The sequence below is a fragment of the Burkholderia sp. BCC1638 genome (assembly GCF_902833195.1).
GTDB classification, from domain to species: Bacteria; Pseudomonadota; Gammaproteobacteria; order Burkholderiales; family Burkholderiaceae; genus Burkholderia; species Burkholderia diffusa.
Map to the genome: position 1 here is coordinate 1 of NZ_CADFEC010000034.1, position 12,211 is coordinate 12,211.

Here is a 12,211-nt window from a genome sequence, read left to right on the forward strand (position 1 = left end):
ACGCCCTTCACGGCTTCCCCTTCGCAACCGAGACTCCCCGTACCCTAAAATGCAGCTTCCTTTAACGACCATCCAGCTCCAAGTACTCCGCTCCCGCCAGGCTCCTTTTGGTTTTGGAAAGTACTCCAACGGCGCCGGTTGGCGACCGGGCGCACCGCACGGCACGACATGCGCGCCGCCGGCGCCAGATGCGACAAGGCCGGCGTCGCGCCGCGAGGCGCCACGCCGGCCCGTGCGCGACGCACGCCCCGGTCAGCCTTCCGCCATCATCAGCAGCTGCGCGCCATCCGCGACCTGGTCGCCGACGCCGTACAGCACTTCGGCGACGACGCCCGCGCCCGGCGCGCCGATCGTGTGCTCCATCTTCATCGCTTCCATCACGATCAGCGGCGTGCCGGCCTCGACCTTCTGGCCCGGCTCGACCAGCACCGCAATCACCTTGCCGGGCATCGGCGCGGTCAGGCGGCCGCCGCCATGCTCGGCATCGCCGGCGTGCGCGAGCACGTTGCGCCATTCGAACGTCTCGGCGACACCCTGCGTGAACACGTGAAAACTGTCGCCGTCCGCATACACGCGGCCGCTGCTGCGCACGCCGTCGAGCGTTACGTCGAAGTCGAGCGGCGTGACGCCGCGTGCCCATGCGAACGGCTGCGCGGCCGCGTCGCCGGTGGCGATGCGCGTGCTGCCGCCGTCGTCCAGATAGGTGACCGTCACGTCCGCTTCGCGTTCAGGCGCATGCCATTCGAGCGTGCGGCGATAGCCGCCGTTCAGCCGCCAGTCCGGCAGCACACGCCACGGCGACGCGCCTTCCCGTGCGGCCGCTTCGCGTTCGCGCGCGAGCAGCGCCGCGCAGGCCAACGCGAGCGTCGCGCGCGGCGGCTGTTGCGGCGCGAACAGCGCAGCGTGGTTGCGCTCGATCAGGCCCGTGTCGAGATCGGCGATCGCGAACGGCGCGCAGGTGACGATCCGCTGCAGGAACGCGGCGTTCGTGTGCAGGCCGACCACCTCGCATGCCCGCAGCGCGCGCAGCATCCGGCCCAGCGCTTCTTCGCGGTCAGCGCCGTGCACGATCAGCTTCGCGATCATTGGATCGTAGAACGGCGTGATCGCATCGCCTTCGCGCACGCCGCTGTCGACGCGCACCGCCGCGCCGATCGCGAATTCGACGCCTTCCGGCAGCCGCAAGTGCTTCAACGTGCCGGTAGACGGCAGGAAGCCGCGCGCCGGATTCTCCGCGTAGAGACGCGCCTCGATCGCGTGGCCCTGCACGCGCAGCTCGTCCTGCTGCAGCGGCAGCGGCTCGCCCGCTGCGACGCGCAGTTGCCATTCGACGAGATCGAGCCCTGTGACCATCTCGGTGACCGGATGCTCGACCTGCAGGCGCGTGTTCATTTCCATGAAGTAGAACGCGTCGCCCGTCATGATGAATTCGACGGTGCCCGCGCCGACGTAATTCACCGCACGCGCGGCCGCGACCGCCGCCTCGCCCATCGCCTGGCGCACGTCTTCATGCAGCCCCGGCGCCGGCGCTTCCTCGAGCACCTTCTGGTGACGGCGCTGCACCGAGCAGTCGCGGTCGAACAGATAGACGGTGTTGCCGTGCGTGTCGCCGAACACCTGCACTTCGACGTGACGCGGGCGCGTCAGGTATTTCTCGATCAGCACGCGATCGTTGCCGAAGCTGCTCGCGGCCTCGCGCTGGCACGACGCGAGCGCCGCCGGAAAGTCCTCGGAGCGCTCGACCACGCGCATGCCCTTGCCGCCGCCGCCCGCGCTCGCCTTCAGCAGCACCGGGTAGCCGATCTCGTCGGCTTCGCGATGCAGGTTGGCGGCGTCCTGGTCGTCGCCGTGGTAGCCGGGCACGAGCGGCACGGCGGCCGCATGCATCAGCGCCTTCGCGGCGGCCTTCGAGCCCATCGCCGCGATCGCGTCGACCGGCGGCCCGATGAACGCGATGCCGGCCGCTTCGCACGCATGCGCGAAATCCTCGTTCTCGGACAGGAAACCGTAGCCCGGGTGGATGGCCTGCGCGCCGGTCGCGCGCGCGGCCTCGATGATGCGCTCGATGCGCAGGTAGCTGTCCGCGGCCGCGGAGCCGCCGATGTGCACGGCCTCGTCGCACGCGGCGACGTGCTTCGCGTTCGCGTCCGCGTCGGAATAGACGGCGACGCTCGCGATCCCGAGACGTTTGCACGTCGCGGCGACGCGGCAGGCGATTTCGCCGCGGTTGGCGATCAGAATCTTGTCGAACATGGCTTCGGTGTCGTCCGGAAAGTTAGGGGCACGCCGTCATTCACGCCACGAAGGCGTGCGTTTCTCGAGGAAGGACGCGATCCCTTCGCGCGCTTCCGCGCCGGCGCGGGTCCGCGCGATCCAGTCGGCGGTCTGCTCGATCAGCGTCGCGTCGAGCGGCCGGCCGGCCACGTCGGCGACGAGCCGCTTGCATGCCCGCACCGCGTCGGGGCCGTTCGCGACGAGCGTCGCGGCCAGCTTCGCGACCGTTTCGTCGAGCGCCTCGGCCGGCACGGCATCGTGAATGAAGCCGAGCGACGCGGCGCGCGCGCTGTCGAACACTTCGGCCGTCGTGAAGTAGCGACGCGCCGCGCGCTCGCCCATCGCGCGCACGACGTACGGCGCGATCGTTGCCGGAATCAGCCCGAGCCGCGCTTCGGACAGGCAGAACTTCGCGCCGTCGGCGGCGATCGCGATGTCGGCCGCCGCGACGAGGCCCACGCCGCCCGCATACGCGTCGCCATGCACGCGCGCGATCACCGGCTTGCCGCAGCGATGGATCGCCTCGAGCATCCGCGCGAGCTTGCGCGCATCGGCGCGGTTCTCGTCGTCCGAGTAACCGGCCATCTTCTTCATCCAGTTCAGGTCCGCGCCCGCGCAGAACGCCGCGCCTTCCGCCGCGAGCACAACCGCGCGCACGCCGGCGTGTGCGTCGAGCCACTCGAACGCGGTGGTCAGCTCGGCGATCGTCGTCTCGTTGAACGCGTTGCGCACGTCGGGCCGCGCGAGCGTGACGGTCGCCACGCGGCCGGCTTCGCTTACCTTGATCGTTTCGTATCGCATCGGTCAGCCCTCCCGGCCGTTACATGCGGAACACGCCGAAGCGCGTGTCGTCGATCGGCGCGTTCATCGACGCGGCGAGGCCGAGACCCAGCACGTCGCGCGTCTGCGCGGGGTCGATCACGCCGTCGTCCCACAGCCGTGCGCTCGCGTAATACGGATGCCCCTGGCGCTCGTATTGGTCGCGGATCGGCTGCTTGAACGCTTCTTCTTCGTCGCTCGACCACGACCCGCCCTTCGCCTCGATGCCGTCGCGGCGCACGGTCGCGAGCACCGAAGCGGCCTGCTCGCCGCCCATCACCGAGATCCGCGCATTCGGCCACATCCACAGGAAACGCGGGCCGAACGCGCGGCCGCACATCCCGTAGTTGCCGGCGCCGAACGAGCCGCCGATGATCACCGTGAACTTCGGCACCTTCGCGTTCGACACGGCCGTCACCATCTTCGCGCCATGGCGCGCGATGCCTTCGTTCTCGTATTTGCGGCCGACCATGAAGCCCGTGATGTTCTGCAGGAACACGAGCGGAATCTTGCGCTGGCAGCACAGCTCGATGAAATGCGCGCCCTTCACGGCCGATTCGGAGAACAGGATGCCGTTGTTCGCGACGATCCCGACCGGATGGCCCCAGATGTGCGCAAAGCCCGTGACGAGCGTCGTGCCGAAGCGTGCCTTGAATTCATCGAACTCCGAATCGTCGACGATGCGCGCGATCACCTCGCGCACGTCGAACGGCTTGCGCGTGTCGACCGGAATCACGCCGTACAGGCTCTTCGCGTCGTAGCGCGGCGGCTTCGGCTCGCGCACCGTCACCGGCGACGCGATCTTCGGCGCGAGATGACCGACGATGCTGCGCGCGATCGACAACGCATGCGCGTCGTTCTGCGCGAGATGGTCGGCCACGCCCGACAGGCGCGTGTGCACGTCGCCGCCGCCGAGATCCTCGGCGCTCACTTCCTCGCCGGTCGCGGCCTTCACGAGCGGCGGGCCGCCGAGGAAAATCGTGCCCTGGTTCTTCACGATGATCGACTCGTCGCTCATCGCCGGCACATACGCGCCGCCCGCCGTGCACGAGCCCATCACGACCGCGATCTGCGCGATTCCCGCGGCGGACATCGTCGCCTGGTTGAAGAAGATGCGGCCGAAGTGGTCGCGATCGGGAAACACGTCGTCCTGGTTCGGCAGGTTCGCGCCGCCCGAATCGACGAGGTACACGCACGGCAGCCGGTTTTCCGCGGCGATTTCCTGCGCGCGCACGTGTTTCTTCACGGTCATCGGATAGTAGGTGCCGCCCTTGACCGTTGCGTCGTTGCATACGATCACGCACTCGCGGCCCGCGATCCGTCCGATCCCGGTGATCACGCCCGCGCCCGGCGCGTCGTCGTTGTACATGCCGTTCGCCGCGAGCTGCGACAGCTCGAGGAACGGCGCACCCGGATCGAGCAACTGCGCGATGCGATCGCGCGGCAGCAGCTTGCCGCGCGACAGGTGCTTGTCGCGCGCGGCCTGGCCGCCGCCTTGCGCGAGCTGTTCGATCTTCGCGCGCAGGTCGGCGACGACCGCCTCCAGCGCCGCGGCGTTCGCGCGGAAGTCTTCCGAACGCGGGTTCAGTTTCGATTCGATGATCGGCATCGACGGGGCTCCGTTCGCGTGACGTGGGGCGTTACATCGTTTCCGCGAACAGCTCGCGGCCGATCAGCATGCGGCGGATCTCGCTCGTGCCGGCGCCGATCTCGTACAGCTTCGCATCGCGCCACAGACGGCCGACCGGGTATTCGTTGATGTAGCCGTTGCCGCCGAGGATCTGGATCGCCTCGCCGGCCATCCACGTCGCCTTCTCGGCCGTGTAGAGGATCACGCCCGCGCAGTCCTTGCGCACCTGGCGAATGTGGTCGCTGCCGGCCGAATCGAGATGGCGGCCGACCGCGTACAGGTACGCACGGCACGCCTGAAACGTGGTGTACATGTCGGCGACCTTGCCCTGGATCAGCTGGAATTCGCCGATCGACTGGCCGAACTGCTTGCGGTCGTGGATATACGGCACCACCGCGTCGAGACACGCGGCCATGATGCCCGTCGGGCCGCCCGACAGCACCGCGCGTTCGTAGTCGAGGCCGCTCATCAGCACCTTCACGCCGCCGTTGAGCTGGCCGAGGATGTTCTCTTCCGGCACCTCGACGTCCTGGAACACGAGCTCGCCCGTGTGCGACCCGCGCATGCCGAGCTTGTCGAGCTTCTGCGCGACCGAGAAGCCCTTCATCCCCTTCTCGACGATGAACGCGGTGATGCCGCGCGGGCCGGCGTCGATGTCCGTCTTCGCGTAGACGACGAGCGTGTCGCAGTCGGGGCCGTTGGTGATCCACATCTTCGTGCCGTTGAGCACGTAGCGGTCGCCGCGCTTGTCCGCGCGCAGCTTCATGCTGACGACGTCGGAGCCCGCGTTCGGCTCGCTCATCGCGAGCGCGCCGATGTGTTCGCCCGACACGAGCTTCGGCAGATATTTCTGCTTCTGCGCGTCGGTGCCGTTGCGGTGGATCTGGTTCACGCACAGGTTCGAGTGCGCGCCGTACGACAGGCCGATCGACGCCGATGCGCGCGAGATCTCTTCCATCGCGACCATGTGCGCGGTGTAGCCCATGTTCGCGCCGCCGTATTCCTCGGCCACCGTCATGCCGAGCACGCCGAGATCGCCGAACTTCTTCCACAGATCCATCGGAAACTGGTCGGTGCGGTCGACTTCCGCCGCGCGCGGCGTGATTTCCTTGGCCGCGAACGTCGCGACGGCGTCGCGCAGCATCTCGATGTCTTCACCGAGCATGAATTGCACACCGGGCAGGTTGATCATGTCTCCTCCGTCTCCAGAAAGTGGGTCGCATGCGCCGATTTCTGAGTTTCGCTCAAATCGGATCAATGCGTCGATTCATTAAGACAATACAGCGTAAATTTTGCACAGTTTCGCGCCTCGTCCGGCTCGTCGTCAATAGTTTTTTGAGTGACACTCAGATATCATGGCGGCATGACAGCCGCTACCGCCGACACCATGACCACCACCGCCAAAGCCGACCGCCCCGAGCCGTCGCGCGCACCCGCCGGGCGCAAGTCCCAGCAGCGCGTGCAGGACATCCTGCGCGCCGGTCGTGAAGTGTTCGCCGAAAAGGGTTACGAGCATGCGACGGCCGCCGAGATCGCGCAGCGCGTCGGCGTATCGGAGGCGACGGTGTTCAGCTACTTCCGCGGCAAGCGCGAGCTGTGCGCGCGCGTGATCGCCGACTGGTATGACGAAATCATTGCCGCGTTCGAAATCGGGATGCCGCAGGAAGCGTCGGTGCAGCAGCAGTTCGCGTTCATCGTGCGCACGCACCTGCGGCTGATGCTGGTGAACGGCACGGGGCTGTGCGCGCTGGTGCTGTCGGAGGGGCGGGCGAAGCAGCATGCGTTGAGCGACGAGCTCACCGCGCTGCAGCGCCGCTACACGGCGCCGCTGATGGACGTACTCGCGCGCGGCCAGGCGGCCGGGCAGGTGCGCAGCGACATGCCGCTGAGCCTGCTGCGCTCGATGGTGTTCGGGCCGATCGAGCACGTGCTGTGGGATGCGATCCTCGGACACCGCAAGCTCGATACGGAAACGACGGCCACGCAGCTCATCGACATGCTGTGGGCGGCCGTGCAACCGCCCGCGCCGGAGCAGGCGGCGCTGGTGCGCTTCAGGAACGAAGTCGCGGAAGCGGTCCGGCGGCTGGAAGGGGAAGCGTCACGCCCGTGACGCCGAGGGGCGACGCTGAGCGCCTGCCGCCGCGTTGCCGCATCGTTCCCCCCGTCGCGGGGCATTCAATCGCTACGACTCCTCGCCGACCCGCAGCGGCGCACGGCTCTGCTCGTTGTTCAAATGAACGAACTTGCGCAACAGGCGCATCAGTTCCCGCGAATCGTCCTCCCCCATGCCGTCGAACAGGCCGGCGCGCAGCTCCTTCACCGACGGAATCAGGTGCGTGAGCAGTTCGACGCCCGCCGGCGTCAGCAGCAAGCGCCGCTGACGCCGCGGCAACACTTCGCGGACGATCAATCCTTTCGCTTCGAGCCGGACCGCGAGGTCCGCGGTCGTCGACGTGTCGAGCGCCACCCGCTGCGCGAGCGTCACCTGATCGAGCCCCGGACACTCATAGAGCATCCGCAGGACCGCGTACTGCACCGGCGTCACGTCCCGGCCCAGCTTCTCGTAGAACATCGCAACCGCTATCTGGTGCGCGCGCCGGATCAGATGCCCAGGTTCGTCGTACAGGTCGAGCGGGAAAGACGGCGCGTCGGCGGGATTCGTTTTTTCCATGAATGAGTCGATGACATAGGCGGCGCACGCCGTTGCGTGCGCCGACGGCATGGCGCTGCGTCGCGCCATTTCCCGGGAAAACCAGTATACCGCTCGCCTTGCCCTGGCCAATCTCAATGCGTACACTGAATCTCATTCAGTACACGGAATGAAGAATTGCCGCGCACCGGCGGCACCGCCCTGAAGGAGACGAAGAACGTGTTTCTCAAGAACGCTTGGTATGTGGCGTGCACGCCCGATGAAATCGACGGCAAGCCGCTCGGCCGCAAGATTTGCAACGAGTCGATGGTGTTCTACCGCGCGGCGGACGGCCGGGTCGCCGCGCTCGAGGACTTCTGCCCGCACCGCGGCGCGCCGCTGTCGCTGGGATTCGTGCGCGACGGCGTGCTCGTGTGCGGCTATCACGGGCTGGAAATGGGCTGCAACGGCAAGACGGCCGGCATGCCGGGCCAGCGCGTCGGCGGCTTTCCGCCGATCCGCAGCTTTCCGACGGTCGAGCGGTATGGATTCGTCTGGGTGTGGCCCGGCGATGCGTCCGCAGCCGATCCCGACAAGCTGCCCGCGCTCCAGTGGGCCGAAGATCCGGCCTGGGCACACGGCGGCGGCTTGTATCACATCCGTTGCGACTACCGGCTGATGATCGACAACCTGATGGACCTCACGCACGAGACCTACGTGCATGCAACGAGCATCGGCCAGAAGGAAATCGACGAAGCGCCGCCGAAGACGACCGCCAACGGTGACGAAGTCGTCACGAGCCGCTTCATGGAGAACGTGATGCCGCCGCCGTTCTGGCGGATGGCGCTGCGCGGCAACGGGCTGGCCGACGACGTGCCGGTCGACCGCTGGCAGATCTGCCGCTTCACGCCGCCGAGCCACGTGATGATCGAAGTGGGCGTCGCGCATGCGGGCCACGGCGGTTACGACGCGCCGGCCGAGCTGAAGGCGTCGTCGATCGTGGTCGACTTCATCACGCCGGAGACGGACACCTCGATCTGGTATTTCTGGGGGATGGCGCGCAACTTCCGGCCCGACGACCACGCGTTGACCGCCGAGATCCGCGAAGGCCAGGGCAAGATCTTCGCCGAGGATCTCGACATGCTCGAGCGCCAGCAACTCAACCTCGAGCAGTGGCCGGACCGCAAGCTGCTCAAGCTCAACATCGACGCCGGCGGCGTGCTGTCGCGCAAGGTGATCGAGCGGCTGCTCGCCGACGAAAACGCGTCGAGCCCGCAGCGGCCCGTGATTCCGGTCGCGCAGATCAAGGAGGCGTCATGAGCGCCGCGACGCTGACGGTCCGGGTGGCCCGCAAGTGGCAGGAAGCGCGCGACATCTGCGGCTTCGAATTCGTCAGCGATGACGGGTCGCCCTTGCCGCGCTTCGACGCCGGCGCGCATATCGACGTGTATTTGCCGGGCGGGCTCGTGCGCCAGTACTCGCTGTGCAACCACCCCGAACACGGCGATTGCTACCAGATCGCGGTGCTGCGCGATGCCGAGGGCCGCGGCGGGTCGCGCGCGATTCACGACGAGGTCCGGCAAGGCGATACCGTCCGGATCGGCATGCCGCGCAATCAATTTCCGCTCGCGCCCGACGCCCCGCACCACCTGTTGCTCGCGGGCGGGATCGGCGTCACGCCGATTCTCTGCATGGCGGAACGGCTGTTCTCGTCCGGCACGCCGTTCGACATGCACTACTGCGCGCGTTCGACCGATCGCATGGCCTTCGTCGAGCGGATCGACGCAGCCGGGTTCCGCGACCGCGCTCGCTTCCACGTCGACGACGGCGCCCCCGCGCAACGCCTCGACCTGCCCGCCGTGCTCGCCGCGGCGCCTGACGGCACCCACCTCTACGTATGCGGCCCGCGCGGCTTCATGGACGCGGTGCTGAACGCCGCACGCCAGCGCAACTGGGCCGACGAGCGGCTGCATTACGAGTTTTTCGGCGGCGCGGTTGCATCGTCCGGCGCGGATCGCGCGTTCCAGGTCCGCATCGCGAGCAGCGGCAAGGTGATCGACGTGCCGGCCGAATGCACGGTCATCGCCGCGCTGGCGGCCAACGGCATCGACGTGCTCACGTCGTGCGAGCAAGGCGTCTGCGGCACCTGCGTGACGCGCGTGCTCGAAGGCGAGCCCGATCATCGCGATTCGTATCTGACGGAAGCGGAACAGGCGGCCGGCGACCAGTTCATGCCGTGCTGCTCGCGATCGCGAAGCGATCTGCTGGTACTCGACCTGTAGAGCTGTAGACGGACCGCCCGACACGCGGCGGCCAATCACAATACTGGAGACGATCAATGGCGCAACATGCCCGGCCACCGATCAATACTACTAAGTTCCCGGTCGACCGATGGTGGGTCGCCGCGCTGTCTTCCGAACTGACGGACAAACCCGTCGCCCGCACGCTGCTCGGCCGTCCGGTCGTGCTGTTCCGGTTGCCGTCCGGGGAAGTCGGCGCGCTGGAGGATCGCTGCTGCCATAAGTCGCTGCCGCTGTCGTGCGGCTCGCTCGAAGCGCGCGGCCTGCGCTGCGGCTATCACGGCCTGCTGTTCGACCGCGACGGCACCTGCGTGGAGATTCCCGGGCAGGACCGGATTCCGGCAAAGGCGTGTGTGTCGTCGTATCCGGTGCGGGAACAGGATGCGATCGTGTGGATCTGGATCGGCCATGCTCAACCGACCTGCGCGCCGCCGCGCTATGCGTTCCACACGGATCCGCAATATCGGTTCGGCGGCGGCAACTACCATTACGACGCGCCGTATCAGCTGATTCACGACAACCTGATGGACCTGAGCCACCTCGGCTATGTCCATCTGAAAACGATCGGCGGCAACGCGCCGCTGCACATGGGCGCGGAAACCCGCGTCAGCAGTGACGGCGACACGGTGACGCTGGTGCGCCGGATGCCGGATTCCGACCCGCCGCCAACGTACACGGCCGCGTGGCCGTTCGCGGGCCGGGTCGATCGCTGGCAGGAAATCGAATTCCACGTGTCGCATATCCGGATCTGGACCGGCGCGATGGACGCCGGCACCGGCGACCTGCTCGATCCCGCGCGCGGCGGCTTTCACATGCGCGGCTTCCACGGCATCACGCCGGAGACGGACACCACAACGCACTATTTCTGGACCATCGCGACCAATCCGCAACACGACGTCGAACGCGTCGCGCAAACGGTCATCGAGCAATCGGCGGCGACGTTCGACGAGGACAAGACCGTGATCGAAGCGCAATACCGGAACCAACTGCGGTTTCCGGGCGGCCGCCAGATCGACATTCACGTCGACGCAGGCCCCAATCGCGCGCGGCGCGTGATCGAGCGACTGCTGCAGCAACCCGAACCCGTGTAACCGTCGCGCCGGCGCGCGAACGACGCCTGCTTGTGGCTGCAAGCATCCCCCGCGGTTAGCCGCCGGCTTCTGTTTTTCCCATTCGATTAGTCATACTATTTTTATGAAGGGTCTTTGACGTGAGTGCAAATATCCGCAATACGATCGACGCATCCCCGATGAGCGCGTTCCAGACGATGGCGGTCACGGCCTGCGTCGTGCTGAACATGCTCGACGGCTTCGACGTGCTGGCCATCGCATTTGCCGCGCCGCACCTGGCCGCGGAGTGGAAACTGAGCGGCAAGGAAATCGGCCTGCTGCTGAGCGCGGGGCTCGCCGGCATGGGCATCGGCTCGGTGTTGATCGCGCCGCTGGCCGACCGCGTCGGCCGCCGCCGCATCATCCTGCTCTGCCTCGCCGTGATCTCGACCGGGATGCTCGCCTGCGCGGCCACGCACAGCACGCTGCAACTCGCGATCGCGCGTGCCTACACGGGGCTCGGCATCGGCGGCATGCTCGCAAGCCTGACCGTCATCAGCGGCGAATACGCATCGAACAAATGGCGCAGCGCCGCGATCGGCATGCAGTCGACCGGCTACGCGATCGGCGCCACCGCCGGCGGGGTCATCGCCGGCTACCTGCTGTCGACGTGGGGATGGCGCAGCGTGTTCGCGTTCGGCGGCATCCTGACCTTGATGGCGATCCCGATGGTGCTCGCACTGCTGCCGGAATCGCTCGACTTTCTGCTGGCACGGCGGCCGGACGACGCGCTGCAGAAAATCAACCGCATCCTCGCGAGAATGAAGCGCGCGCCCATCGACGCGCTGCCGGCCGTGACGGCGTCCATCGACACGACGCGTCCCGCGTCGAGCTGGACGGCCGTGCTGCGCGCACCGCTCACGCGCCGCACGATCGCACTGTGGATTGCGTTCTTTCTCGTGATGGGCAGCTTTTATTTCGTCGTGAGCTGGACGCCGAAGCTGCTGGTCCAGGCTGGACTGTCGGCATCGCAGGGCGTGACCGGCGGCGTGCTGCTCAACCTCGGCGGCATCGCGGGCGCGTCGCTCTTCAGCCTGCTGTCGACCCGGTTCGGCCTGCGCAACCTGCTGGGCGCGACGCTGCTGCTCGGCGGCGCGCTGATGGTCGTGTTCGGCGCGAACACCGGCTCGCTCGGCATCGGGATGACCGTCGCGGTGTTCCTCGGCGCCGTGATCAATGCGTGCGTGGCCGGCATGTATGCGTTGTCGCCGACACCCTACCCCGCCGAGATCCGCACGACCGGCATCGGTCTCGCGGTCGGCATCGGTCGCCTCGGCGCGATCCTGTCGCCGATGACGGTCGGTGCGCTGCTCGACGACGGCTGGTCCGTGCCCCATCTCTATCTGGCGTTCCTCGTGCCGATGACTGGCGCGGCGATCGCCGTCGCAGTGGCAGGCGCGCGCGCCGCGGCGCCGCAGCGGCAGTGCGATCCGGCGATCTCGTAACGCGC

At 67.6% G+C, this 12,211-nt stretch carries 10 protein-coding genes; 5 read left to right on the forward strand and 5 right to left on the reverse strand.

Annotation, left to right across the window (positions count from 1 at the left end; translation table 11 throughout):
- Nucleotides 1–252 precede the first annotated feature (252 nt).
- The 4 genes from HWX22_RS27175 to HWX22_RS27190 are packed head-to-tail and all read right to left on the reverse strand — an operon-like array spanning nucleotide 253 to nucleotide 5,915.
- On the reverse strand, nucleotides 253–2,253 hold the full coding sequence (locus HWX22_RS27175; RefSeq protein ID WP_175916758.1) for an acetyl/propionyl/methylcrotonyl-CoA carboxylase subunit alpha: 2,001 nt from the start codon (nucleotides 2,251–2,253) through the stop codon (nucleotides 253–255).
- A 36-nt stretch (nucleotides 2,254–2,289) separates the two neighbouring features.
- The gene (locus tag HWX22_RS27180) at nucleotides 2,290–3,075 is read right to left on the reverse strand and encodes an enoyl-CoA hydratase/isomerase family protein (protein ID WP_059532487.1); all 786 of its coding nucleotides are present in this window, start codon (nucleotides 3,073–3,075) and stop codon (nucleotides 2,290–2,292) included.
- 19 nt (nucleotides 3,076–3,094) lie between these two features.
- Nucleotides 3,095–4,702, reverse strand: a complete 1,608-nt coding sequence (locus tag HWX22_RS27185) for a carboxyl transferase domain-containing protein (RefSeq protein WP_175916759.1) — start codon at nucleotides 4,700–4,702, stop codon at nucleotides 3,095–3,097.
- 31 nt (nucleotides 4,703–4,733) lie between these two features.
- Entirely contained in the window at nucleotides 4,734–5,915 is a 1,182-nt protein-coding gene (locus tag HWX22_RS27190; protein ID WP_059532493.1) for an isovaleryl-CoA dehydrogenase, read from the reverse strand.
- A gap of 171 nt (nucleotides 5,916–6,086) precedes the next feature.
- Between HWX22_RS27190 and HWX22_RS27195 the strand changes: the two genes are divergently transcribed.
- Nucleotides 6,087–6,833 (forward strand): TetR/AcrR family transcriptional regulator, encoded by a 747-nt coding sequence (locus HWX22_RS27195; RefSeq protein ID WP_175916760.1) that lies wholly within the window; start codon nucleotides 6,087–6,089, stop codon nucleotides 6,831–6,833.
- A gap of 72 nt (nucleotides 6,834–6,905) precedes the next feature.
- Here HWX22_RS27195 and HWX22_RS27200 read toward each other — a convergent pair whose 3' ends face one another.
- Nucleotides 6,906–7,394, reverse strand: a complete 489-nt coding sequence (locus tag HWX22_RS27200) for a MarR family winged helix-turn-helix transcriptional regulator (RefSeq protein WP_059818571.1) — start codon at nucleotides 7,392–7,394, stop codon at nucleotides 6,906–6,908.
- 198 nt (nucleotides 7,395–7,592) lie between these two features.
- On the opposite strand from HWX22_RS27200, the gene HWX22_RS27205 reads away from it, so the two are divergent.
- The 4 genes from HWX22_RS27205 to HWX22_RS27220 all read left to right on the forward strand — a co-directional run bounded on the left by HWX22_RS27205 (nucleotide 7,593) and on the right by HWX22_RS27220 (nucleotide 12,206).
- Nucleotides 7,593–8,672, forward strand: a complete 1,080-nt coding sequence (locus HWX22_RS27205; protein ID WP_059818570.1) for an aromatic ring-hydroxylating dioxygenase subunit alpha — start codon at nucleotides 7,593–7,595, stop codon at nucleotides 8,670–8,672.
- Nucleotides 8,669–9,634: a PDR/VanB family oxidoreductase gene (locus HWX22_RS27210; RefSeq protein WP_175916761.1), complete on the forward strand. Its 966-nt coding sequence runs from the start codon at nucleotides 8,669–8,671 to the stop codon at nucleotides 9,632–9,634. The genes HWX22_RS27205 and HWX22_RS27210 overlap by 4 nt, the downstream gene beginning before the upstream one ends.
- A 56-nt stretch (nucleotides 9,635–9,690) precedes the next feature.
- A complete protein-coding gene (locus HWX22_RS27215) occupies nucleotides 9,691–10,743 on the forward strand; it encodes an aromatic ring-hydroxylating dioxygenase subunit alpha (protein WP_175916762.1) in 1,053 nt (350 codons plus the stop codon).
- A 119-nt stretch (nucleotides 10,744–10,862) separates the two neighbouring features.
- Complete coding sequence (locus HWX22_RS27220; RefSeq protein WP_175916763.1) at nucleotides 10,863–12,206, forward strand: MFS transporter; 1,344 nt, start codon at nucleotides 10,863–10,865, stop codon at nucleotides 12,204–12,206.
- Nucleotides 12,207–12,211: the final 5 nt, after the last annotated feature.